The sequence below is a fragment of the Streptomyces sp. NPDC038200 genome (assembly GCF_055600785.1).
In genome coordinates this window covers 275,936-298,727 of the sequence record NZ_JBVJYH010000006.1, presented here as the reverse complement: position 1 = coordinate 298,727, position 22,792 = coordinate 275,936, and the positions used below count along the sequence as shown (strand labels likewise).

Genomic DNA, 22,792 nt, shown 5'->3' with positions numbered 1-22,792 from the left:
ATGTCAGAGCTGACCCTCACGGTCATGCGGCTGGGTTTCCTGGCCGTACTGTGGCTGTTCGTGATCGTGGCCGTGCAGGTCATCCGGAGCGACCTGTTCGGTACGCGTGTCACCCAGCGCGGATCGCGTAGGGAGGCCGCCCGGCCGCAGCAGCAGCCGGGCCGCCAGCAGGCGCGGCAGCAGGCCGCGCCCCCGCAGCAGCGCGGCCAGCAGGGCGGCGGCGGCCGACGGGGCCGCAACGCCCCCAGCAAGCTGGTCGTGACCGAAGGCACACTCACCGGCACCACCGTCGCGCTCCAGGGCCAGACCATCACCCTGGGCCGGGCGCACGACTCCACGATCGTGCTGGACGACGACTACGCCTCCAGCCGCCATGCCAGGATCTATCCGGACCGCGACGGCCAGTGGATCGTCGAGGACCTCGGCTCCACCAACGGCACCTACCTGGACCGGTCCCGGCTGACGACCCCCACACCGATCCCGCTGGGCGCGCCGATCCGCATCGGCAAGACCGCAATCGAGCTGCGGAAGTAGTACGACAATGAGCGAGCGGAGCGAGCACGCAGCGGCAGGCCGCCACCCGGTCTCCGGCGCGCTCCCAACCGGAGGGTGGGCAGTGTGGCTCGACACGACCGGCTGTACCCGGAGCCGACGGGCGAGGTGCGCATGAGTCTGTCACTGCGCTTTGCCGCCGGATCGCACAAAGGCATGATCCGGGAGGGCAACGAGGACTCCGGTTACGCCGGTCCGCGCCTGCTCGCCATCGCCGACGGCATGGGCGGCCAGGCGGCCGGCGAGGTCGCCTCCTCCGAAGTGATCTCCACCCTGGTCACGCTCGACGACGACGTGCCCGGCTCCGACATCCTCACCTCGCTCGGCACCGCCGTGCAGCGCGCCAACGACCAGCTGCGCGCCATGGTCGAGGAGGACCCCCAGCTCGAAGGCATGGGCACCACCCTCACCGCCCTGCTGTGGACCGGCCAGCGCCTCGGCCTCGTGCACGTCGGCGACTCCCGCGCCTATCTGCTCCGTGACGGGGTCCTCACCCAGATCACCCAGGACCACACCTGGGTGCAGCGGCTGGTGGACGAGGGCCGGATCACCGAGGAAGAGGCCACCACCCACCCGCAGCGCTCCCTGCTGATGCGCGCCCTCGGCAGCGGCGACCACGTCGAACCCGACCTGTCGATCCGCGAGGTCCGGGCCGGCGACCGCTATCTGATCTGCTCCGACGGCCTGTCCGGCGTCGTCTCCCACCAGACGATGGAGGAGACCCTCGCCAGCTACCAGGGCCCGCAGGAGACCGTGCAGGAGCTGATCCAGCTCGCGCTGCGCGGCGGCGGCCCCGACAACATCACCGTGATCGTCGCCGACGTGCTCGACCTGGACACCGGGGACACCCTCGCCGGGCAGCTCTCCGACCAGCCGGTCGTGGTCGGCGCCGTCGCCGAGAACCAGAACCACCTGAACGACAACGGCATCATGCAGACGCCGGCCGGCCGCGCCTCCCACCTGGGCCGCCAGGGACACGGCGGCGGCGAGTTCGGCCCGCCCGGTTCCGGCGACACCGCCGGCTACGCCCCGGCCGGCGGCTTCGGCGACTACGCCGACGAGGACTTCACCAAGCCGCGCAAGCAGCGCAGATGGCTGAAGACCTCGCTCTACGGCGCCCTCGCCCTCGCCGTGGTCGGCGGCGGACTGTACGGCGGCTACCGCTGGACGCAGACGCAGTACTACGTCGGCACCCAGGGCGAGCACGTCGCGCTGTACCGCGGCATCAGCCAGGACCTGGCCTGGGTGTCGCTGTCGAAGGTGGAGAAGGACCACCCGGAGATCGAACTCAAGTACCTGCCGCCGTACCAGCAGAAGCAGGTGAAGGCCACGATCGCGGAGGGCGGACTGGGCGCCGCCCAGGCGAAGGTCCAGGAGCTGTCGGTGCAGGCCTCCGCCTGCCGCAAGCAGGTCGAGCGCGAGGCCGCCGCCGAGGCCGCGCGGAAGAACGCCAAGAACGGCAAGGGCAAGACCGGCGGTACCGACAGCACCACCAACGGCACCGGCGGCGCCGACAGCACGAACGGCACCGGTGGCACCGGCGGCACCACGGGTACCGTCACGCACACGGCCTTCACCACCACTTCCGCCGTCACGCAGGCCTCCCTCGTCACGAAGGCCTCCCCGACCCCGAACCCGTCGGCCTCGAAGACGTCCCCCTCGACGTCCCCTTCGAAGTCGCCGTCCACGACCCCGTCCGCGACCCCCAGCCCCGGCCCCACTCTCTCGGAGGATGAGCAGAAGGTCGTCTCGCTGTGCGGTAAGCAGTAGGCAAGCCGTGAGAGGCCCCGTCACACGATGAGCAGTACTACGAATTCGCCGACGCATCACACGTCCACGATCGGCGCCATCGGAGCACCGAGCCGCCGCAACACCGAGCTGGCCCTGCTGGTCTTCGCCGTGGCCATCCCGGTGTTCGCCTACGCGAACGTGGGCCTGGCCATCAGCGACCAGGTACCCACCGGGCTGCTGAGCTACGGCCTCGGTCTCGCCCTGCTGGCCGGCGTGGCCCACCTCGCCGTGCGGAAGTTCGCGCCCTACGCCGACCCGCTGCTGCTGCCGCTGGCCACCCTGCTCAACGGGCTCGGCCTGGTCGTGATCTGGCGGCTGGACCAGTCCAAGCTGCTGCAGTCGCTGAGAGGCTTCTCCCCGGCCGCCCCCCGGCAGCTGCTGTACACCGCGCTGGCCATCGCCGTGTTCGCCGTCGTGCTGATCTTCCTGAAGGACCACCGGGTCCTCCAGCGCTACACCTACATCTCGATGTTCGGCGCGCTGGTCCTGCTGATCCTGCCGCTGGTGCCGGGCCTCGGGGCCAATATCTACGGCGCCAAGATCTGGATCCGGATCCCCGGACTGGGCTCCCTCCAGCCCGGTGAGTTCGCGAAGATCGTCCTCGCGGTCTTCTTCGCCGGCTACCTGATGGTAAAGCGCGACGCCCTGGCCCTCGCCAGCCGCCGCTTCATGGGCCTCTACCTGCCGCGTGGCCGCGACCTCGGCCCCATCCTGGTCGTCTGGGCGATCTCGATCCTCATCCTGGTCTTCGAGACCGACCTCGGCACCTCCCTGCTGTTCTTCGGCATGTTCGTGATCATGCTGTACGTCGCCACCGAGCGGACCAGCTGGATCGTCTTCGGTCTGCTGATGTCCGCGGTCGGCGCCGTCGGCGTGGCGAGCTTCGAGCCGCACATCCAGACCCGTGTCCAGGCCTGGCTCAACCCGATGCGCGAGTACGAGCTGAGCCGCCAGGTCACCCACGACGGCATCCTCCACTCCGACCAGCTGCAGCAGTCGCTGTGGGCGTTCGGCTCCGGCGGCACCCTCGGCACCGGCTGGGGCCAGGGCCACTCGGACCTGATCAAGTTCGCCGCCAACTCCGACTTCGTCCTCGCCACCTTCGGCGAGGAACTGGGCCTCGCCGGCGTCATGGCGATCCTGCTGATCTACGGCCTGATCGTGGAGCGCGGCGTGCGCACCGCCCTCGCCGCCCGGGACCCGTTCGGCAAGCTGCTCGCCGTCGGCCTCTCCGGCGCCTTCGCCCTCCAGGTCTTCGTGGTGGCCGGCGGTGTCATGGGGCTCATTCCGCTGACCGGTATGACCATGCCGTTCCTGGCCTCCGGTGGTTCCTCCGTGCTGGCCAACTGGGCGCTGATCGCCATCCTCATCCGCATCAGCGACACCGCCCGCCGCCCGGCGCCCACCCCCGCCGCCAACCCCGACGCCGAGATGACCCAGGTGGTCCGCCCGTCATGAACAAGCCCCTGCGCCGGATCGCGCTCTTCTGCGGCCTTCTCATGCTGACCCTGCTGATCCGCGACAACTGGCTCCAGTACGTCAGGGCCGACGGACTCAAGGACGATCCGAAGAACCGCCGCGTCACCATCGCCCGCTACGCCACCCCGCGCGGCGACATCATCGTGGACGGCAACCCCATCACCGGGTCCGCCGAGAACGGCAAGACCGGTCTGAACGACCTGAAGTACAAGCGGACGTACAAGAACGGCCCCATGTGGGCGCCGGTGACCGGATATGCCTCGCAGGCCTTCGGCGCCACCCAGCTGGAGTCCCTCGAGGACGGCATCCTCACCGGCAACGACGACAAGCTGTTCTTCCGCAAGACCCTGGACATGATCACCGGCAAGGAGCAGCAGGGCGGCAACGTCGTCACCACGCTCAACGCCGCCGCGCAGAAGGCCGCCTACGACGGTCTGAAGGGGCAGGGCGGCAAGGGCGCGGTCGTCGCCCTCGAACCCTCCACCGGCAAGATCCTGGCGCTCGCCTCCTACCCGTCGTACGACCCCTCGTCCTTCGCGGGGAATTCGAACGACGACGCCGCGGCCTGGAAGAAGCTCCAGAAGAAGTACAACCCCAACGACCCGATGCTGAACCGGGCGCTGCGCGAGACCTACCCGCCGGGCTCCACGTTCAAGGTGGTCACGGCCGCCGCGGCGCTGGAGAACGGCAAGTACACCTCGGCCGACGAGAAGACCGACTCGCCGCTGCCGTGGACCATGCCGGGCACCACGACCCAGCTGAAGAACGAGGGCAACATCCCGTGCAAGGACGCGCCCATGCGCGTCGCCCTGCAGTACTCCTGCAACACGGTCTTCGGCAAGATCGGCTCCGACCTCGGCAACGACAAGATGCTGGCCGAGGCCAAGAAGTTCGGCTTCGACTCCGAGCAGTTCACCCCGGTCCGCGCCACCGCCTCGGTGTTCTCCGACGACATGAACCAGTCGCAGACCGCGCTGTCCTCCATCGGCCAGTACAACACCGCCGCCACCCCGCTGCAGATGGCCATGGTGGCGTCGGCGGTCGCCAACGACGGCAAGCTGATGAAGCCGTACATGGTCGACGAACTGGAGTCCTCCAACCTGGACCCGGTCGCCAAGACGCAGCCGGAGGAGCTGAGCCGGCCGCTGTCGCCGAAGAACGCGCAGATCCTGCAGGACATGATGAAGACGGTGGTCGAAGAGGGCACCGGTAAGAACGCGCGGATCAGCGGCGTCACCGTCGGCGGCAAGACCGGTACCGCCCAGCACGGTGTCGAGAACAGCGAGAACCCCTACGCCTGGTTCATCTCCTACGCCAAGCAGAGCGACGGCAGCTCGCCGGTCGCCGTGGCCGTGGTGATCGAGGACGAGGGCGCCAACCGCGACGACATCTCCGGTGGCGGTCTGGCCGCGCCGATCGCGAGGAGCGTCATGAAGGCGGTCATCGACTCCAAGAAGTGACCGCCGCCGGGCCACCGGAAGTGACGCCGCTCACAGCTCCTTCACATCGTTGCACGTTGCGGTACCGGTCCTGTATCGGGTTGCGGGCTTGGCCAGGTCACACAGAGCGAGCCGGGTACGGTAGGCCCGGACGGCAGCCTCCGGCCGTGCACGCAGATGCGCGGCCGGGACCGACGGAGAGGGCTGGTAGGTAGCTATGGAAGAGCCGCGTCGCCTCGGCGGCCGGTACGAGCTGGGCCAGGTGCTCGGCCGCGGTGGCATGGCGGAGGTCTACCTCGCCCATGACACCCGGCTCGGCCGCACCGTGGCGGTGAAGACGCTGCGCGCGGATCTCGCGCGTGACCCGTCCTTCCAGGCCCGGTTCCGCCGGGAGGCCCAGTCGGCCGCCTCGCTCAACCATCCCGCGATCGTCGCGGTCTACGACACGGGCGAGGACTACATCGACGGGGTCTCCATCCCGTACATCGTGATGGAGTACGTCGACGGATCCACGCTCCGCGAACTGCTGCACTCCGGCCGCAAGCTGCTGCCCGAGCGCGCGATGGAAATGACCATCGGCATCCTCCAGGGCCTGGAGTACGCGCACCGCAACGGCATCGTCCACCGCGACATCAAGCCGGCCAACGTCATGCTGACCCGCAACGGCCAGGTCAAGGTGATGGACTTCGGCATCGCCCGCGCCATGGGCGACGCCGGCATGACCATGACGCAGACGGCCGCGGTCATCGGCACGGCCCAGTACCTCTCGCCGGAACAGGCGAAGGGCGAGCAGGTCGACGCCCGGTCGGACCTCTATTCGACGGGTTGCCTGCTGTACGAGCTGCTGACGGTACGGCCGCCCTTCGTGGGCGACTCCCCGGTGGCCGTGGCCTACCAGCACGTCCGTGAGGAGCCCCAGGCCCCCTCGGTCTTCGACCCCGAGATCACGCCCGAGATGGACGCCATCGTCCTCAAGGCGCTGGTCAAGGACCCCGACTACCGCTACCAGTCGGCCGACGAGATGCGCGCCGACATCGAGGCGTGCCTGGACGGCCAGCCGGTCGCGGCCACGGCCGCACTGGGCGCGGTGGGCTACGGCGGCTACCCCGACGACCAGCCGACGACCGCGATGCGCTCGGACGCGGGCGCGGGAGCGACCACCATGCTCCCGCCGATGAACCCCGACGAGGGCGGCTACGGCTACGACGACCGCCCCGACCGCCGGCGCCAGCAGAAGAAGTCCAACACCTCCACGATCCTTCTGGTGGTCGCGGGTCTGCTGGTCCTGGTCGGCGCGATCCTGATCGGCATGTACGCGTTCGGCCCGAAGGACAAGGACCAGTCCTTCAAGGTGCCGAACTTCGTCGGTCACACCTACGCCGAGGCCCAGAAGATGGCGGAGAACCGCGATCTGACGCTGGCCGACCCGACCCGCAAGGAGTGCGCGAACCAGCCGAAGGGCAACGTCTGCTCCCAGGACCCCCCGCAGGGCACGGACGTCAACAAGGGCGACACGGTCACCCTGGTGGTCTCCAAGGGCGCACCGAAGGTCGCGGTGCCCAGTGTGCTCGGCCAGAGCTTCACCGACGCCAAGGCGACGCTGGAGGGCGACAAGTACCAGTTCAACGTCGAGAAGCAGGAAAAGGTCTCGACGGAGGAGCCGGGCACGGTCCTGGAACAGGACCCGAGCCTCGGCAAGGAAGTCGAGAAGGGCACCACGATCACCCTCACGGTCGCCAAGGCCGAGGAGAAGATCACCGTCCCCGACGTCACCGGCAAGTCCTGTGACGAGGCGAAGGCCGAACTGCAGGCCAAGGGCCTGGTGCCGTCCTGCAGCGACACCCCGGTCACCGACCCCGCCCAGGACGGCAAGGTGCAGAGCACCAACCCGCCGGCGGGCCAGCAGGTCGTCAAGAACACGACCGTGGCGATCAACGTCGGCAAGGCGCAGCAGCAGCAGAAGACGCAGGTACCGGACGTCCGTGGCCGCACGGTCGCCGTGGCTCGGCAGATCCTGAACGCCGCGGGCTTCACGAACATCCAGTTCGCCCAGGGCAGCGACAGCAACGACAACGCCCTCGTCGCCGACCAGGACCCGAAGCAGAACCAGCAGGTCGACGACCCGGCCGCCACCACGATCACCCTGACGACCGTGGGCTTCGGAAACAACAACAACGGCGGCAACAACAACGGCGGCACCAACTTCTTCGGTGGCGCCAACGGCTGACGCACGTCCGCACGCACGAAGGGGCCCCTGCCGGAAGCGTCCGGCAGGGGCCCGTTCCGTTGTGCGCACGACGAACCGCAGGGGCAGAACGTGATCGACGACGGCGTGTCACGACGGCCGCACCCTCGCCGCCCCCGCGACTCCCGGCCTTCGCCATGCCGGAGGAGCCCTGTCAGTCGCGCAGTTCCTTCGGCGGCGTCCGCTCGCTGTCGACCTTCTCCACGCGGACCAGTTCGCCCCACACCACGTAGCGGTAGCGGGAGGTGTAGACGGGCGTGCAGGTCGTCAGGGTGATGTAGTGGCCGGGCTTCTCCTTGCCGGACTCCTCGGGGACCGACGACAACACCTTGACGTCGTACTTCGAGGTCTCGGGGAGGATCGAGAAGACCTTGTAGACGTACCAGTCGTCCCGCGTCTCGAAGACGATCGGGTCGCCCTCCTCCAGCTTGTCGATGTTGTGGAACTTCGCGCCGTGCCCGTCCCGGTGAGCGGCCAGGGTGAAGTTTCCGTCCTTGCCGCCTATGGGCAGGGTGGCCTTGACCGGCTCCGTGTAGTAGCCGGCCACGCCGTCGTTGAGGACGTCCGTGCCCGTGCCCTTCTCGACCAGCACCTCGCCGTTGTCCATCGCCGGCACGTGCAGGAACCCGATGCCGTCCTTGGTGTCGAGCGCCCCCGGACCCGAGTCGCCCTTCTGCGCCCAGTGCTCGCGCACCTTGTCGCCCTGCCGGTCCGCCTTGCGGTCCGCTATCACGTTCGTCCACCACAGCGAGTAGACGACGAACAGGCCGAGCAACACACCCACCGTGATGAGGAGTTCCCCGAAGACGCTGACCGCCAGCGCGACCCGCCCGGGGCGCCGGCGGCCCGAAGCCGGATCCGGTTCGGAGACGTCCGTGGTCTCTTCGGTCTCGTCGGCGGTCGCTGCCACAGTCCCTCTGCCCTTACTCGATGAGCCCTACTCGATGAGCGCGTCCGGCTTGCCCTTGCTGCGCGGGCGTTCCTGGACCATCTTGCCCCAGACGATCAGCCGGTACTTGCTGGTGAACTCCGGCGTACAGGTGGTCAGGGTGATGTAACGGCCGGGCTCCGTGAACCCGGAGCCCGGCGGGACGGGGTCCAGCACGCTCGTGTTGGACGGCGGGGTCACCGGAAGCGTCGAGGTCACCTTGTACACGAAGTACGTGTCCTGCGTCTCGACCACGACCGCGTCACCGGGCTTGAGCGTGTTGATGTACCGGAACGGCTCACCATGGGTGTTGCGGTGCGCCGCGAGACCGAAGTTGCCGGTCCTGGAACCGGGCATCGCCGTCTTCAGCGGAGCCTCGCCGTAATGCCCGACCATGCCCTTGTCGAGCACCTTCTTGTTGCTGACGCCCTCCGCGATGGGCGCCACCACGTCCAGCTTGGGGATGTGCAGTATGGCGAAGCCCTGCCCCGGCTCGAAGACACCCGGGCTGCGCTTGCCGCTGGCCCAGTCGTTCTGCAGCTGGTGCGCCTCGCTGCCGGCCTGCGCGTGCGCCCGGACGTTGGTCCACCACAGCTGGTAGGTGACGAACAGCAGCATCAGCACGCCCGTGGTGATGAACACCTCGCCGATCGCCCGGCTCACGAGGGTCGCCGGGCTCGGCTTGCGCAGCCGGGCCTGCCGCCGGGCCTCCACCCGGGTCAGGGGCCGCTGCGGGTCCCGCGGAGCCGCCGGCGCCACCGCCTCCCGGGCGGCACCGCTGTGTCGCCCCCCACCACGCCGCTTGGCGGCCTTTCTCCGGGCCGCACGGCCGCCCGGGGTGACTCCGGTGGCCGGAGGTGCCGACGGGGCCCCAGAAGCGCGCAGAGGCGCTCCCCGTCGGCCGTGCCCCGCCGGGCCCGGGATCCGCAGCGCCATCGTCTCGTCGTCCACGGGAGGCATCGGCGCCGTGAGGGCCTCCTCGGTCAGCCGAGGCATCGGAGCCGTCGGCGGGTCCTGGCGGCGTCCCGCGTACGGCCGCGCACCGCCGGAGGGCTCGTACGGTCTCTCGCCGCCGTACAAGTCCTCGCGCTCGGGGCGCAGCGCGGTCACGCCGTGGCCCTGCCCACCACCGGGGCCAGCCCCGCCGACCTCGCCACGGCACCCTGGTCGCCGCACTCAGCCAGCCAGTTGGCCAGCATCCGGTGCCCGTGCTCGGTCAGCACCGACTCGGGGTGGAACTGCACCCCTTCGACCGGAAGTTCCCGGTGGCGCAGCCCCATGATGATGCCGTCGTGCGTGCGGGCGGTCACCTCCAGCTCGGCCGGGACCGTGGCCGGCTCGGCGGCCAGCGAGTGGTAGCGGGTCGCCGTGAAGGGCGAGGGCAGCCCCGCGAAGACGCCTTTGCCCTCGTGCTCGACCGGCGAGGTCTTGCCGTGCAGCAGCTCCGGCGCCCGGTCGACCACACCGCCGTACGCGACCTGCATCGACTGCATGCCGAGGCAGACACCGAAGACCGGGACCCCGGTGGCCGCGCAGTGGCGGACCATGTCCACGCACACGCCCGCCTGCTCCGGCGTGCCGGGGCCGGGCGAGAGCAGGACGCCGTCGAAGCCGTCCTGGGCGTGCGAGGTCGACACCTCGTCGTTGCGCAGCACCTCGCACTCGGCGCCCAGCTGGTACAGGTACTGAACGAGGTTGAAGACGAAGCTGTCGTAGTTGTCGACGACGAGAATCCGTGCACTCACTGGTTGTCCACCGTCACATCGTTGAAGGGCAGCAGCGGCTCGGCCCACGGGAAGACGTACTGGAAGAGCACGTAGACCACGGCCAGGACCAGTACGAGCGAGACGAGCGCCTTCACCCACGCGTTCCCCGGCAGATGCCGCCAGATCCAGCCGTACATGCCGTCCCCTGCCGTCCCTTCCGTATCCGCTACGGCACCAGACACACGCCGTACGTCACCAGACTAGCGGCGCAGCGCCCCCGGTTCGCCTGCCTCCACAGGCTGTGTGGAATCCAGATGCGCCCAGACGATCAGCCGGTGACTGTGTCCCCATTCGGGATCGCACGTGGTCAGCGTCAGATACCGGCCCGGGCGCGTGTACCCGGAGGTACGGGGCACAGGGTCGATCACCTCAACATCGGTCGGCACGGTTTTGTAGGGTCCTTGGTCGATCCGATACGTGAACCAGGTCGTGCCGTCGGTCAGCACCACCGCGTCGCCCCGCCGCAGCCGGGGGAAGTCCTTGAACGGATCGCCGTACGTCCGCCGGTGCCCGGCGACCGCGAAATTGCCCTTCCCGCCGAGCCGGGCGGTCCCCCGATAGTGGGCGAGTCCTTTGGCCAGCACGTCCCGTCCGGTGCCCTCCAGCACCGGTTTGTTCCACGTGGCACCGAGCCGCGGGATGTACATGATCGCGAAGGGCCTGCCGGAGCGGTACGGCTCCGGCTCCGGAGCGGTCGCCGACCGCCCGCCCGGCGCGCCGTCCTGCCGCACGCTCCCCCGCGACCACTGCCGGTGCAGCTGGTCGATCTGGTCGCTCATCGCGCCGTCGGCCCGCACACCCGTCCAGAACAGCACGTAGACGACGAAGAGCACGATCAGGGTGCCGAGGGTGAGGCACAGTTCGCTGACGGACCTGACGATCACGCGCACCGGCGGCTCCCGGACGGACGTCTACACCACTGGCTGCTACTCCACTGGCTGCTACTCCACTGGCTTCGCGTAGTGCAGATCCACTGTGCCGGAGTAGCCGGGAAGAGTCACCGTCCCGTCGTCGGTGACTTTCCAGCCGAGGCCGTAGACGTTGACGTAGACCATGTACGTCTGGATCGCCTTGCTGTCGGCCAGCGCCTGCTTCAGCCGGTCCGGGTCGCCGACCGCCGTGATCTTGTACGGCGGTGAGTAGACACGGCCCTGGAGGATCAGGGTGTTGCCGACGCAGCGCACCGCGCTGGTGGAGATCAGCCGCTGGTCCATGACCTTGATGCCCTGGGCGCCGCCCTGCCACAGCGCGTTCACCACGGCCTGCAGGTCCTGCTGGTGGATGACCAGGTAGTCGGGCTGCGGCTCGGGATAGCCGGGGAGCTTGGCGGTGGCGTTGGGCGGCGCGTCGTTCAGGGTGACGGTGACGGCCTTGCCGGTCAGCTTCCGGGTGCCCGCCCGCTTCTCCAGCCCGCCGAGCTTCTCGTCCTCGGCCTTGGTGCTGCCGTCGTCGCTCTCGGCGAGCGACTCCACGCCGTCGCGCAGGGTCGCGTTGGACTCGTCCAGCTCCTTGTTCTTGCGGCTGCGCTGCTGGATCAGGTCGGACAGCTTCAGCAGCGAGCCGTCCTGGCGGATGTCGGTGCCCTTGGCCGTGTCGAAGCTGGTGAAGAAGATCAGCCCGGCGAGGGCGAAGACGGCCGCGGTGAGCATCCGCACGGGCCGCACACGCAGCCTGCGGTCGGGACCGGAGCCCGTTGCTCCCGTCCCGGGTGAGTCGGCAGAATTGCTCAACGTACCCTTATCTCCTTCTGCGCCACGGAAGCACTACGCTAACGGACGCCCGGGGGAGCACACAGAGTCGTCATGTTGGCCCCTTGTACGCTGCCCCGAGCCCGACCCAGTTACCTGCGCGGCCACGCAGCGCATCGACAGGAGAGACCCTCGTGCCGAAGTCACGTATCCGCAAGAAGGCCGACTACACGCCGCCCACGGCGAAGCAGGCACAGGCCATCAAGCTCACCAACCGGGCCTGGGTCGCGCCGGTGATGCTGGCGATGTTCCTGATCGGCCTGGCCTGGATCGTCGTCTTCTACGTGACCGACGGCTCGCTGCCGATCGACAGCCTGGACAACTGGAACATCGTGGTCGGCTTCGGCTTCATCGCCGCCGGCTTCGGTGTCTCCACCCAGTGGAAGTGACGGTGGCCCCGACCGGGCGGACATAGCTCTGCCCAGGGCTATCCACTGAGTTATCCACAGCACTTTTCCACATGGGGAAAAGAACGACGATCTGTGGATAACCCATCGGGTGTTGACGCCGGTGTGACTGGCCCACTAGCCCTCAGACACCCGTTCGCCCCCTGTCTGACCTGCGGAAACACATCCGTGCGACAGGGGGCACAGCTGTGCCCGCACCGTATGCACAAGATCCGGCACACGCTGTGGACAACGGTTCGGTATCAGGTGAGCTGAGCGGTTCTCACCAGCACGAGAGCCACGGTCAGCAGGAGCACGACGGCGCTGGTGCCGTACTGCACGAGCGCCCGCCTCTCGCGCGGGGCGTGCACCATGGCGTACCCGCTGATCACACCGGCGACGAGTCCGCCGATGTGCGCCTGCCAGGAGATGTTGCTGAACCCGAAGGTGAAGATCAGGTTGATCACCAGCAGCGCGATGACCGGCCGCATGTCGTAGTTCAGCCGGCGCATCAGGACGGCCGTCGCGCCGAAGAGCCCGAAGATCGCGCCGGACGCGCCGAGCGAGGCGGAGGTCGGGGAGGCGAGCAGGTAGGTCAGCGCGCCGCCGGCCAGCCCGGAGACGAAGTAGACCACCAGGTAGCGGAGCCGGCCGAGGGCCGCTTCGAGCGGGCCGCCGACCCACCACAGGCTCAGCATGTTGAAGCCGATGTGCCAGTACTCCTGGTGCGAGAACATCGAGGTCACGAAGCGGTACCACTCGCCGCCGGCGACGCCCGACGTCGGTGCGAACGGCTTCGGGGGCCAGGCGCCGTAGAGCACCAGGTCGTCCAGGAGCGAGCTGTCGGCCTGGATGGCGATGAACACCGCCAGGTTGATCCCGATCAGGATCTTGGTGAGCAGGCGGGGATCGGCCGTGACCGTGCCCCCGGCGATCGTGCGCGGCCGGGACGCGCCCGGTGCCGGTCCCGTGCCGGAACCGCCGCGGACGCAGTCCGGGCACTGGAAGCCGACCGAGGCGCTGACCATGCACTCGGGGCAGATGGGCCGTTCACAGCGGGTGCAGCGCACGCCGGTCTCGCGGTCCGGGTGCCGGTAGCACACGGGCACGCTGCGGGCGGCGTCCTGCGCGCTCCCTGCGGCCTGGTCCATCAGATCCCCTTGCTCGTCGTGTACCTGCCTGACGGCACTATCCTGCCCCGCTCATCCTTACGGACGAGCGGGGGGTTTGGTTCCCTTCGGGGTTTTCCGGCGGTCCCCTCCGGATTCTCCGGCATCGGCGGGCTCAGCCCTCGCGGGTCTCGACGACCACCGTCTCGAGGACGACGTCGACGAGCGGGCGGTCGTTGCGTCCGGTCGGCACGCTCGCGATGGCGTCCACGACCTTCCGGCCGGCCGGGCAGGCGACCTCGCCGAAGATCGTGCGCTTGCCGTTCAGCCAGGTGCTCGGGGTGACGGTGATGAAGAACTGCGAGCCGTTGGTGCCGGGGCCGGCGTTGGCCATGGCCATCAGATAGGGGGTGTCGAAGGCCAGGTCCGGGTGGCATTCGTCCTCGAAGCCGTAGCCGGGGCCGCCGAGGCCGTTGCCCAGGGGGTCACCGGCCTGGATCATGAAGCCGCCGATGACGGCGTGGAAGACCGTGCCGTCGTAGAGCGGGTCGCTGGTTCTCTCACCGGTGCGGGGGTGGGTCCACTCGCGTTCGCCGCGGGCCAGCTCGACGAAGTTTCTGACCGTGACGGGAGCGTGGCGCGGGAAGAGCCGGACCTCGATGTCGCCGAGGGTGGTCTTCAGGGTGGCATACAGGTGCTCGGCCACGATCCGCCTTCCGTTGTCGTCCGCCGCGACACCTCGATCCTTCCACGCTCCGGCCTGCGCGTCTGCGGGCGGCCGGGACTTCTGTCGGGCGAGGGGGCGCACCCCGGCGATTCGTGGCAGTGTCGACGGCAGGCCCCTGTTGCCCGTGAGGAAGCCGAAGGGGGCGATCGGCACCCGTATGCCCGCCCGCGCATGCCGCAACGGCTACCGGCAGGCATGATCCGTAAAAGGGTGGAAAGTCGAAATACCGTACGCCACCGAGGAGGAGGAACCCGTGACCCGCATCGACAGCGTGCGCGCCGCGACCGGCTCGGCGAAGGGCAGCGTGCTGCACGCCGCGGAAGTGGTGGCGCCCTACGCCGACACGGCCAAGGAGCGTGCCGCGTACTACGCGCATGAGGCACGCGTACGGCTGGCGCCCGTGGTGTCGCAGGCCGCGGAGCAGGCCCGCGAACAGTACGACGCCCGGCTCGCCCCGCGCCTGGAACAGGCTCGCGCACATGTGCCACCGAAAGTGGACCTGGCCGCACACGAGGCCGCGGTCCGCACCCGTAAGGCGGCCCGGCAGGCCGCCGACTATTCGCGTCCGAAGATCGAGTACGCCGTGGCCGCGACCGCTCCGGTTCGTGACGAGGCGGCCGCGCGCGGTGCCGCCGCGGGCGCCGCGACGCTTGCCGCGCTGCGCGGCCAGGTGTCGGCCAAGGAGATCCGCCGGCTGGCCCGGCGCCATGAGCGGCGGTCCCGGGCGGGTCGTGCCGTGAAGGGACTGGCGCTGCTGGGTCTCCTGGCGGGTGGTGCCTTCGCCGCCTGGAAGTGGTGGGACAAGCAGGCCAATCCCGACTGGCTGGTCGAGCCGCCCGCGGCGACCGAGGTACCCGATGCGACACGGCTGACGTCCGTGGACGGCACCGGCGCGTCGGGGCTGGACCCCGAGGTGCAGGCCAAGCAGGCCGAGGAGGACGCGGCGGACCGCGACGACACCCCCTGACCCGTCTCTGCCCGGCTCACTCGCGCGAGCCCCCTCCTGTCGCCCTGTCCGGGCGGGGGAGGGGGCTCGTCGGGCGCTTGGGCAAAGCCCCGGCCAGCCGGGGGAATTTACTGGCCGGGGCAGCTGGTGGGAGCGGGCGCGGCTGGGCGGCCCGCTCCGGACGCCGGTCGGACTTCTCTCCGCTCGGGGGCGCCTAGGCGGGAGGGAATGTGCCTGTGGTGAGGAAGTGGCAGGTGAGGGTCCTGTCGTCGACCCATCGGGTCGGACCGTGGTCGGGTCCGTAGACCGGCTGGGGGTCGGGTGCCTGTTCGCGGGGCCGGGCGTCGTAGTCGGCGAGCCACCTGCGTACGTCCGCGCCCGAGGTGTCCCAGGTGCCGCCCAGGGCGACCGCGTCCTCCAGCGCGCGCTGGATGCCCGATGCCTCCAGCGGGCGAGCCGCCTGCCCGGTGTCGCCCACCAGTGCGACCCTGCCGCCTACTCGGTCGGGGGTCGTGCCGGGGCCGTGGACGCTCCATGCCCGCCAGTGCTCGCCCATCGTGAGGACGTTGCGGGCGGCGTACCCGATCTCGGGGAAGGCCGCGAGCACCTGTTCCAGGCCGACGCGGGTGCCGGGGAGGTCCTCGCCGGTGTGCCGGTGGCGGGTGGCGGAGAGGCTCAGGTAGTCGTGGTCGGGCAGGGGGTAGTGCGACAGGTGCCATCCCGCTCCGACCCAGCAGGTGGCGGCACCGTCCTGCCACCGGCTCGCCACCATCTCCATGGGGATGACGGTGCGGTAGACGGCATGGCGTTCCCGGAGGGCGGCGTCGGCCCCGGGTGCGTCCTGGAGGGCGACGGAGCGGGCGCCGCCGGTGAGGATCAGCGCGTCGCCTGTGACGCTGCGTCCGTCGGAGAGGGTGGCGACCACGGATTCGCCGTGCTCTGTGTAGCCGTCCACGCGGCTGTCGGGGCAGAGCTGGACGGAATCCAGTTCCCGGCAGGCTTCGAGCAGTGGTTCGTACACGTCCAGCCGGTGGGCGGTCGCGTAGGCGGAGCAGGGCGGTGCCGGGCAGGCGGGTAACGGCATCGCGGTGACCAGTTCTCCGGTCACGCCGTCCATCATGCGGAACTCGTTGATCGTCAGTGATCGTTCGCGGACGGCGGGTCCGACTCCGAGCCGGTCGAGGAGCTGGAAGGCTTGCGGCGCCAGCCGGACTCCCGTCCCGCTCCCGGTGAAGACCGGTCGCTGCTCCAGTACGAGGACGTGGTGTCCTCGTTCTCCCAGAGCAACCGCTGTGGCCAGCCCGCTGATGCCACCGCCGGCAACCAGAATCCGCATGGCTCGATGATGGTTCTCGGGGGGTGCTGCGGGCGATGCGGTCAGGGTGCTTGTGTCAGACCCCCGCGGGGAGGTGACACAAATCGAAGAAGGATGTTTGATCAACGCACAGTCCGTTTTCTGACTTTTGCACCCGAATGATCCATGCGCTCCATGGAGGCCATGCACTGGCTCCACGGGCGAACGCGGGCTCTGGCCGCCGCGACCACCTGAGCGACGTGCGCGGCGGCCGCCAGGGTCATGTGCCGATGCCAGCCCTCGGAGCTGCGCCCCTCGTAGTCGAGGGTCCCCACATGGGAAGCGGAACTGACCAGATCCTGCTGCACGCGCTCGGTGCACTTGGCGAGCCGCAGCACCACTCCCAGCGGTGTCGCGGTGAGGTTGGTGAGCCAGCACTGGACCGGCTGCGCCTGTGTGCCCTCCCACTGCCCCAGGAGCAGCAGGGAGTGGCCGGCCCATCGCACGCGGACGCCGGCGACCAGGCTCCTGTGCATGATGCCCGTCGCCGGGTCCGTCCACTCCACGGGGCGCCGGAGCATGCGGTTCAGCTGCAGCAGACGGGCGGCGGGGAACATCCTTCCCGACCGCTCGTCCGTGACCGGCGAGATGGCGGGCACGGCGGACAGCAGGGGCGCGCTCGCGCGCATGTACTGGTCGAAGACCGGACGCAGGTCGACCCCCGGGATGTCCAGGACGACCGGGCGGGGCCCGATGGTGCTCTGGTCGAACCCGAGTGTCGCCGACAGGATGCACTCGGCGGCCTGTTCCCTGGAAGGGAGCAGTTTCCATTGCACGGGCACCGTGACGTCGTTGGCCACACCCCACACCCCGATGGCCTGCCGGCCCTTCCTCGGGATGGGCAGTGAGCGCACCACCCAGGCGCCGAAGCGCAGTTCGTTGTCGGCGTAGCGCTGGAGCGCCCTGCTGACCGGCTGCCAGTCCCAGGTGGAGGAGGCGATGAAGTGGTGCAGGCTCTGTGCCAGTTCGGGGCCACCGACCTGGGAGGCGATGTTGCGGACCGACTTGCGGCCCTCCACCGCGATCAGTCCGCGCACGTACTGGGCCCCCTTGATCCGTTGATCGCTGCGGGGCAGCGGGGCGAAGACCACGTCGGACAACTCGTCCAGGACACTGCTGTTCTTCGGTCCCGACGGCACGGGCGGTCGTGGCCTGTCCGGCCTGCCGGGCCGTACGGCATGTGGAACACGGCGCATGTGAAATCCCCCCAATGCTGGCTTCGTTGTTCCGGATGTGGCGCGCGCGGGCGCCGTCGAAGAGCCTGTGCCTGGCCGAGGAGAGGAAAAGGGCCGCTGTGGAGAGCGCCGGGAGCCCCCGACCGGCCTCAGACTTCGCTCAGGGTGACGACGTCGGTGAAGATCTCTTCGCCGTGCTGCCGGGCGGTGACCAGGATCCGTCGTCGGCCGGCGACGCTGCCGGGGAGGGGACGGGCGTCGATCCAGCACGGCGCGTCGAGTTCCGCGTAGCGGATGAACGTGGTGTCCATGCCGGTGACCACGGTGGCGCGAGGGTGCGCGGTGGCCTGTGCGGCCTGGCGTGCCGCCTCCAGCAGCAGCATGCCGGGGATGTGGTCGACCGGGTGGTCGAAGAGGATGGGATGCGAGGTGTCCGCCCGCAGCTGCCACCGGTGGTCGCCTTCGGCGGCGGAGAGCACGACGTCCTCGCCGCGGTCCTTGCCCACCAGGTGCGCGGGGACGGGGGGCGGTGCGGGGAGGGCGCGGGCGTTGGCGCTGCGGATGTCGGCATAGGCGCCCCGGAGGCGGGTGTATATGGCGCGGTCCTGGACCGTGAAGTAGGTCCGGACCTCCGCCAGTTGGCAGCCCTCGCGCCAGGCCGTGGCCGAGAGGACCATCGCCGCCGCCCGTTCCTTGCGGTACCTGACGTCGCTGCAGCTGATGCGCAGTTCGACGTCGGCCGGCCGCCCTTCGGCGCGCAGCAGGCCGGGGTCGAGGTCCCAGCGGAAGTTCTGCCAGAGCAGCTGATGGCCGAACGGCACGTTGTACGCGGCGTGCGAGAGCAGGGGCAGCGTCTGGCGGACGGTCTCGCTCAGCAGCAGCGGGTCGTGCAGCCCGTGGCGGGTGGCGTAGAAGTCGTGGGTCCGCGGCCAGGTGGCGTTCACGGTGTAGGTGTCGGGCGCGGTCCGGCACCAACTGGTGAGCAGAACCTCTGCCGGGTTCGCCTTGTGGGTGTGGGCCTGAGGTACCGGCGTGCACGGCACGGCTGCCTCATCGTGGGCAAACTGAAGCGACGGCAAGGCAGTTCCCCCTACTGACTGGCTCTTTGTCGAGCTGACACTGGTGCTTCAAAGTGCAACATGCATAACATAGCGATAATTATTTTTGTTTGTCGAGAGGGGCAAAGTGCAGGTGGATCGGACCGCACGACCCATGCAGCAGCGGGCGGTGCGCACGCGGGAAGTGCTCCTCAGGGCTGCGGCGGAGGTGTTCGACGAGGTCGGCTACACCCGGGCGAGCATCACCAAGATCATCGACCGGGCCGGGCTGACCGCCGGCGCCGTGTACTTCCACTTCAAGTCCAAGGAGGGGCTCGCCCGTGCCGTGATCCACGAGCAGGCGGCGGATCTCCAGTTCCCGCAGGGGGAGGCGGGGCTCCAGCGACTGGTCGACATGACCGGCTACCTGGCGGTGGAGATGCAGCAGAACACGCTGCTGCGCGCCGGGGTCCGGCTCGCGGTCGAGCAGAACGAGGCCGACCTGCAGAAGTACGCGATCTACGAGTGGTGGGCCGAGCGCTTCCGTGAGGAACTCGTCGCCGCGCGGCACAAGGGGCAGCTGCTCCCGTCGGTGGACGAGACCTCGTTCGCCTCGCTGCTGGTGGCCGCGTACACCGGTACGCAGATCATGTCGCAGCTCTCCACCGAGCGGGCCGATCTGCCGGGCCGGATCTCCGGCATGTGGCGCTGCCTGCTGCCCGCGCTCGCTCCCGGCGAGATCATCGACCAGATCACGATTCCCGCCGCGACGGAGGCCATGGCGTGAGCGGGCTGCGGGTCGTCCTGACCGGCGCGACCGGCTTCATCGGTTCGCGGGTCCTGCACGGGCTGCTGGACGCGCGGCCGGCGGACCGGCCGGCCGAGGTGCGGGCGCTGGTGCGGGCGGATCCGCCCCGGCCGCCCGCCGATCCCCGGCTGTCCTGGGTCCCCGCCGACCTGACCCGTCCGGCATCGCTGCACGGCGTCTGCGAGGGTGCGGACGTCGTGATCCACCTCGCCTCACGGATCACGGGCGACGAGGACGCGTGCGCGGCGGTGAACGTCCGGGGCACCGCCGCACTGGTCGAGGAGGCCCGGCGCGCCGGTGCGGGCAGGATCCTCCAGCTGTCCACCGCCGCGGTCTACGGCCCCGGACCGCACCGCGGGATCACCGTGGACGAGGTGGCCCCGGCGCCGGTGTCCCCGGCCAGCCGTACCCGGCTGCGGGGGGAGCGGGCCACGGTGGACGCGGGGGGCACCGTGCTCCGGCCGGGACTCGTGACCGGGACCGGCGACCGCTGGGTCGTGCCGGCCCTGGCCCGGCTGCTGGAGCAGCTGCCCGCCGCGTGGAACGGCGGCCGGGGGCTGCTGTCCCTGGTGGACGTGGACGACCTGGCCCGGTTGATCGTCCGGCTGGCGACCATGCCCGACCAGCCGACCGGCGGGGTGTTCCACGCCAGTCACCCCGCTCCGGTCTCCAATCGGGACCTGATGACGGCCCTCGGCGATCTCGGAGTGCTGCCCGCGGTCACGGCGGACTGGTCCTGGGAGACCTGTGTGCGGCAGCTGCGGCAGTCGCCGGGGGGTGTGAGCGAGCGACAGTTCGAGTTGCTGGCGGGCGACCACTGGTACCTCAGCGACGACATCTGGCAGATCGCCGGGTGCGTTCCGGGGCCGGGTCCGCTGGCCCGGCTGTCGGCCGCCGCGCCGTGGTACCAGGCCCATCTCGCCGAGCGGCGCGGAGCGGTCCGCGCCTGACGGCCGCGTGGTGGCTTCTCCTCGGGGGGCGGTTCGGCGCAGCCGGGGTGCGGTGGCGCCGAACCGGCCGAGGGCCCCACGCCGAAAGGCGCCCGTACCCTCGCGGGTACGGGCGCCTTTTCGCCGGTCTGCCGCTCACCGGGTCCGCGACGGGCGACCGCCCGCTTCGGACCCGGGTGGTTACGGCGTCTTCTGGGTGAGCGCGGCGTCGGCGGGGCTCGCGTCGAGCGGGGGAAGCTCCGTGGACTCGCGGCGGCCGTGGGCCCACATCACCAGCGACAGGGCGAGGGCGATCGCGGTGGCGAGGGCCGCGGTCAGCGTGACGTCCCGTACCCCGAAGCCGAGGTCGATGGTGGTGCCGCCGAGCCATGCGCCGAGCCCGTTGCCCAGGTTGAACGCGGAGACGTTGGCCGAGAGCGCGAGGGCCGGCGCGGCGGAGGCCACCGAGAGGATCCGGGCCTGGAGCGCCGGGATGATGGAGAAGCCGGCGGCGCCGAACACGAAGAGCGCGACGGCCGCGGGGATCTGGTGCGGGCTGGCGATCCAGAAGACGAGCAACGCGGCCAGGAGGGCGGCCTGGGCGCGCAGCACCCCGCGCATGACGTTGGCGTCCGCGGCCTTTCCGCCCAGGATGTTGCCCAGCACCGAGCCGATGCCGAAGACGATGAGCAGGATGCCCACCATGGCGGCCGGGAAGTGGCCGACGTCGCGCAGCAGGGGCGCCAGGTAGGTCGACGTGGTGAAGACCGCTCCCTGGGCGAGCACGGTGATCAGCATGGAGAGCTGGAGGCTGCCCTTGCGGAACACCTTCATCTGTTCGCGCAGTGAGGCACCGTCCTCGGCTGACCCGTCGCTCTCTGTGGACAGTGTGCTCGGCACGAACTTGAAGATGAGCAGATTGCACACCAGGGCGAAGACGGTGATGTAGACGAAGGTGGAGCGCCATCCGAACTGCTGGCCGATGAACGTGCCGATGGGCGAGCCGAGCACGTTGGCGAAGTTGAAGCCCAGCGCGATCTTCGCCATGGCGGTCGCCTGTTTGTCCGGTGGGGACATGAGGGCGGCGACGTGCCAGGCCACGGCGGCGAAGGTGCCGTGGCTGAGCGAGGTGAAGATGCGCGCGCCCATCAGCGTCCCGTAGTTGGGAGCCAGCGCCGCGATGACGTTACCGACGATGAAGACGCCCATCAGGCTGAGCAGCAGCACCTTGCGGGACCACTTGGTGGTCAGCAGGGTGACGATCGGACCACCAATGGTCACCCCGAGTGCATAGCCGGTGACCAGCAAGCCGGCCATCGGGATGGACACGTCCAGATCGGCCGACATCTCGGGCAGGATGCCCGCGATGACGACCTCGGCTGTGCCCACGCAGAAGACCCCGAGCATCAGGGCCAGGAGGGGCAGTGGCATGGCGACCCGAGCCTTTCGTAGCAAGCCTGGCAATGCAGATGCATGTGTTTGCATACAGATGATGGGCGAACGTGAGGGTGTAGTCAACTGTCGCAAGGAGTTACGCTGGGCGACGGTGACGAATGGGTAATCGGAACGCTTGAAAGAACTCGATGAGGGGCCGCGTCAATGGAGACTTGGGGACCGGGGAGCGGGCGGGACGAGATTGCCCTCTGGCGGCAGCTCACACGCCTGATGGAGCAGGTCAACGCGACCGCGGGCAGGCGACTGACCCGCAGTCACGGGGTCTCCATGAACGAACTGCTGGTCCTGCTCTCCCTGACCGAGCAGCGGGACGGCACCCTGCGGATGTCGGACCTGGTCAAGACGCTGGGAGCCAACCAGCCGGCCGTCAGCCGGACGGTCGCCCGGCTCGAGGACGCCGAGTGGGTCGTGCGCCGCAGCGCCCTCGACGACAAGCGGGGCGTGGACGTGCAGATCACCGAGGCGGGCCGGCAGCTGGCCAAGGCGGCCCAGCAGACCCTGCGCAAGGCCCTGGCCGAGGCGCTCGACGCGGCGGCGCTCAACGACTCCACGGCCTCGCTCGTCGCCCGCCTGCGCTACACCCCGGCGGTCCCGATGGACTGACCGTCCCCGGCGTTCCCCGATGCGGCCCCGGCCGCGGGCTCCAGCCCGCGGCCGGGGCCGCGTCTTTGGTGCACAGGGTGTCCCCTCGGCCAAGAAATATGCATCTGTATGCATCTACTGTGACCGTGGTCACGTTGCGATGTATGCATATGACGCACTAGCGTTCGATCTTGACGGGCGGACCGGTCGACTGGTTTCTCCTCCTCCGGCCCTCACGGACCGCGCGCTGTCCGCGGTCCCCCGTCCGCGTTGCTCCGGCCACTCCGGAACGACATCCGGGTGGCTCCCCGGCCACGACGATGCCGCGCACTCGCA

The 22,792-nt window shown here is 69.7% G+C and carries 22 protein-coding genes; 10 read left to right on the top strand and 12 right to left on the bottom strand.

What is annotated here, in order from left to right; genetic code table 11:
- The 5 genes from ACZ7KF_RS15790 to pknB all read left to right on the top strand — a co-directional run bounded on the left by ACZ7KF_RS15790 (window position 1) and on the right by pknB (window position 7,488).
- A complete protein-coding gene (locus tag ACZ7KF_RS15790) occupies window positions 1–534 on the top strand; it encodes an FHA domain-containing protein FhaB/FipA (protein ID WP_471074040.1) in 534 nt (177 codons plus the stop codon).
- A 132-nt stretch (window positions 535–666) separates the two neighbouring features.
- Window positions 667–2,322: a Stp1/IreP family PP2C-type Ser/Thr phosphatase gene (locus tag ACZ7KF_RS15785; RefSeq protein ID WP_471074505.1), complete on the top strand. Its 1,656-nt coding sequence runs from the start codon at window positions 667–669 to the stop codon at window positions 2,320–2,322.
- A gap of 27 nt (window positions 2,323–2,349) precedes the next feature.
- A complete protein-coding gene (locus ACZ7KF_RS15780) occupies window positions 2,350–3,801 on the top strand; it encodes an FtsW/RodA/SpoVE family cell cycle protein (protein ID WP_471074037.1) in 1,452 nt (483 codons plus the stop codon).
- A complete protein-coding gene (locus ACZ7KF_RS15775) occupies window positions 3,798–5,282 on the top strand; it encodes a peptidoglycan D,D-transpeptidase FtsI family protein (RefSeq protein WP_471074035.1) in 1,485 nt (494 codons plus the stop codon). The genes ACZ7KF_RS15780 and ACZ7KF_RS15775 overlap by 4 nt, the downstream gene beginning before the upstream one ends.
- 196 nt (window positions 5,283–5,478) lie before the next feature.
- Window positions 5,479–7,488: a Stk1 family PASTA domain-containing Ser/Thr kinase gene (gene pknB / locus ACZ7KF_RS15770; RefSeq protein WP_471074032.1), complete on the top strand. Its 2,010-nt coding sequence runs from the start codon at window positions 5,479–5,481 to the stop codon at window positions 7,486–7,488.
- A gap of 172 nt (window positions 7,489–7,660) precedes the next feature.
- Here pknB and ACZ7KF_RS15765 read toward each other — a convergent pair whose 3' ends face one another.
- The 6 genes from ACZ7KF_RS15765 to ACZ7KF_RS15740 form a co-directional block, all read right to left on the bottom strand.
- On the bottom strand, window positions 7,661–8,416 hold the full coding sequence (locus ACZ7KF_RS15765) for a class E sortase (protein WP_471074029.1): 756 nt from the start codon (window positions 8,414–8,416) through the stop codon (window positions 7,661–7,663).
- Between the two features lie 27 nt (window positions 8,417–8,443).
- Window positions 8,444–9,544 carry a class E sortase gene (locus ACZ7KF_RS15760; protein WP_471074026.1) on the bottom strand — a complete coding sequence of 367 codons (1,101 nt, stop codon included), beginning with the start codon at window positions 9,542–9,544 and terminating at the stop codon, window positions 8,444–8,446.
- On the bottom strand, window positions 9,541–10,179 hold the full coding sequence (locus tag ACZ7KF_RS15755; RefSeq protein ID WP_225824279.1) for an aminodeoxychorismate/anthranilate synthase component II: 639 nt from the start codon (window positions 10,177–10,179) through the stop codon (window positions 9,541–9,543). Before ACZ7KF_RS15755 ends, ACZ7KF_RS15760 begins: the two co-directional genes overlap by 4 nt.
- Entirely contained in the window at window positions 10,176–10,337 is a 162-nt protein-coding gene (locus ACZ7KF_RS15750; RefSeq protein WP_190016099.1) for a hypothetical protein, read from the bottom strand. The genes ACZ7KF_RS15755 and ACZ7KF_RS15750 overlap by 4 nt, the downstream gene beginning before the upstream one ends.
- A gap of 63 nt (window positions 10,338–10,400) precedes the next feature.
- Window positions 10,401–11,090 carry a class E sortase gene (locus ACZ7KF_RS15745; RefSeq protein WP_471074023.1) on the bottom strand — a complete coding sequence of 230 codons (690 nt, stop codon included), beginning with the start codon at window positions 11,088–11,090 and terminating at the stop codon, window positions 10,401–10,403.
- A 51-nt stretch (window positions 11,091–11,141) separates the two neighbouring features.
- Window positions 11,142–11,930, bottom strand: a complete 789-nt coding sequence (locus ACZ7KF_RS15740) for a DUF881 domain-containing protein (RefSeq protein WP_471074019.1) — start codon at window positions 11,928–11,930, stop codon at window positions 11,142–11,144.
- A 152-nt stretch (window positions 11,931–12,082) separates the two neighbouring features.
- Here ACZ7KF_RS15740 and crgA point away from each other — a divergent pair, with 152 nt between their 5' ends.
- The gene (crgA, locus tag ACZ7KF_RS15735; RefSeq protein WP_471074016.1) at window positions 12,083–12,337 is read left to right on the top strand and encodes a cell division protein CrgA; all 255 of its coding nucleotides are present in this window, start codon (window positions 12,083–12,085) and stop codon (window positions 12,335–12,337) included.
- 260 nt (window positions 12,338–12,597) lie between these two features.
- Here the strand turns inward: crgA and ACZ7KF_RS15730 are convergent, their stop codons facing one another.
- Window positions 12,598–13,485, bottom strand: coding sequence for a rhomboid family intramembrane serine protease (locus tag ACZ7KF_RS15730; protein ID WP_471074013.1), 888 nt, complete (start codon window positions 13,483–13,485; stop codon window positions 12,598–12,600).
- Between the two features lie 133 nt (window positions 13,486–13,618).
- Window positions 13,619–14,149 (bottom strand): peptidylprolyl isomerase, encoded by a 531-nt coding sequence (locus ACZ7KF_RS15725; RefSeq protein ID WP_471074010.1) that lies wholly within the window; start codon window positions 14,147–14,149, stop codon window positions 13,619–13,621.
- Between the two features lie 274 nt (window positions 14,150–14,423).
- Here ACZ7KF_RS15725 and ACZ7KF_RS15720 point away from each other — a divergent pair, with 274 nt between their 5' ends.
- Entirely contained in the window at window positions 14,424–15,137 is a 714-nt protein-coding gene (locus tag ACZ7KF_RS15720; RefSeq protein WP_471074007.1) for a DUF5324 family protein, read from the top strand.
- 193 nt (window positions 15,138–15,330) lie between these two features.
- On the opposite strand, the gene ACZ7KF_RS15715 is transcribed toward ACZ7KF_RS15720, so the two are convergent.
- The 3 genes from ACZ7KF_RS15715 to ACZ7KF_RS15705 all read right to left on the bottom strand — a co-directional run bounded on the left by ACZ7KF_RS15715 (window position 15,331) and on the right by ACZ7KF_RS15705 (window position 18,688).
- Window positions 15,331–16,452 carry an FAD-dependent monooxygenase gene (locus tag ACZ7KF_RS15715; RefSeq protein ID WP_471074004.1) on the bottom strand — a complete coding sequence of 374 codons (1,122 nt, stop codon included), beginning with the start codon at window positions 16,450–16,452 and terminating at the stop codon, window positions 15,331–15,333.
- A 101-nt stretch (window positions 16,453–16,553) separates the two neighbouring features.
- On the bottom strand, window positions 16,554–17,666 hold the full coding sequence (locus tag ACZ7KF_RS15710) for a transposase (RefSeq protein ID WP_471074001.1): 1,113 nt from the start codon (window positions 17,664–17,666) through the stop codon (window positions 16,554–16,556).
- 128 nt (window positions 17,667–17,794) lie between these two features.
- A complete protein-coding gene (locus ACZ7KF_RS15705; RefSeq protein WP_471073998.1) occupies window positions 17,795–18,688 on the bottom strand; it encodes a ScbA/BarX family gamma-butyrolactone biosynthesis protein in 894 nt (297 codons plus the stop codon).
- A gap of 169 nt (window positions 18,689–18,857) precedes the next feature.
- On the opposite strand from ACZ7KF_RS15705, the gene ACZ7KF_RS15700 reads away from it, so the two are divergent.
- Window positions 18,858–19,469: a ScbR family autoregulator-binding transcription factor gene (locus ACZ7KF_RS15700; protein WP_471073996.1), complete on the top strand. Its 612-nt coding sequence runs from the start codon at window positions 18,858–18,860 to the stop codon at window positions 19,467–19,469.
- Entirely contained in the window at window positions 19,466–20,440 is a 975-nt protein-coding gene (locus ACZ7KF_RS15695) for an NAD-dependent epimerase/dehydratase family protein (protein WP_471073992.1), read from the top strand. Before ACZ7KF_RS15700 ends, ACZ7KF_RS15695 begins: the two co-directional genes overlap by 4 nt.
- Window positions 20,441–20,620: 180 nt before the next feature.
- On the opposite strand, the gene ACZ7KF_RS15690 is transcribed toward ACZ7KF_RS15695, so the two are convergent.
- Window positions 20,621–21,850, bottom strand: coding sequence for an MFS transporter (locus ACZ7KF_RS15690; RefSeq protein ID WP_471073989.1), 1,230 nt, complete (start codon window positions 21,848–21,850; stop codon window positions 20,621–20,623).
- 168 nt (window positions 21,851–22,018) lie between these two features.
- Between ACZ7KF_RS15690 and ACZ7KF_RS15685 the strand changes: the two genes are divergently transcribed.
- Window positions 22,019–22,477, top strand: a complete 459-nt coding sequence (locus tag ACZ7KF_RS15685) for a MarR family winged helix-turn-helix transcriptional regulator (RefSeq protein ID WP_471073986.1) — start codon at window positions 22,019–22,021, stop codon at window positions 22,475–22,477.
- Window positions 22,478–22,792: the final 315 nt, after the last annotated feature.

Coding starts and splice junctions, on each gene's coding strand:
- ACZ7KF_RS15790 (WP_471074040.1), top strand. CDS start 1: ATGTCAGAGCTGACCCTCACGGTCATGCGGCTGGGTTTCCTGGCCGTA.
- ACZ7KF_RS15785 (WP_471074505.1), top strand. CDS start 667: ATGAGTCTGTCACTGCGCTTTGCCGCCGGATCGCACAAAGGCATGATC.
- ACZ7KF_RS15780 (WP_471074037.1), top strand. CDS start 2,350: ATGAGCAGTACTACGAATTCGCCGACGCATCACACGTCCACGATCGGC.
- ACZ7KF_RS15775 (WP_471074035.1), top strand. CDS start 3,798: ATGAACAAGCCCCTGCGCCGGATCGCGCTCTTCTGCGGCCTTCTCATG.
- pknB (WP_471074032.1), top strand. CDS start 5,479: ATGGAAGAGCCGCGTCGCCTCGGCGGCCGGTACGAGCTGGGCCAGGTG.
- ACZ7KF_RS15750 (WP_190016099.1), bottom strand. CDS start 10,337: ATGTACGGCTGGATCTGGCGGCATCTGCCGGGGAACGCGTGGGTGAAG.
- ACZ7KF_RS15730 (WP_471074013.1), bottom strand. CDS start 13,485: ATGGACCAGGCCGCAGGGAGCGCGCAGGACGCCGCCCGCAGCGTGCCC.
- ACZ7KF_RS15715 (WP_471074004.1), bottom strand. CDS start 16,452: ATGCGGATTCTGGTTGCCGGCGGTGGCATCAGCGGGCTGGCCACAGCG.
- ACZ7KF_RS15710 (WP_471074001.1), bottom strand. CDS start 17,666: ATGCGCCGTGTTCCACATGCCGTACGGCCCGGCAGGCCGGACAGGCCA.
- ACZ7KF_RS15700 (WP_471073996.1), top strand. CDS start 18,858: ATGCAGCAGCGGGCGGTGCGCACGCGGGAAGTGCTCCTCAGGGCTGCG.
- ACZ7KF_RS15690 (WP_471073989.1), bottom strand. CDS start 21,850: ATGCCACTGCCCCTCCTGGCCCTGATGCTCGGGGTCTTCTGCGTGGGC.
- ACZ7KF_RS15685 (WP_471073986.1), top strand. CDS start 22,019: ATGGAGACTTGGGGACCGGGGAGCGGGCGGGACGAGATTGCCCTCTGG.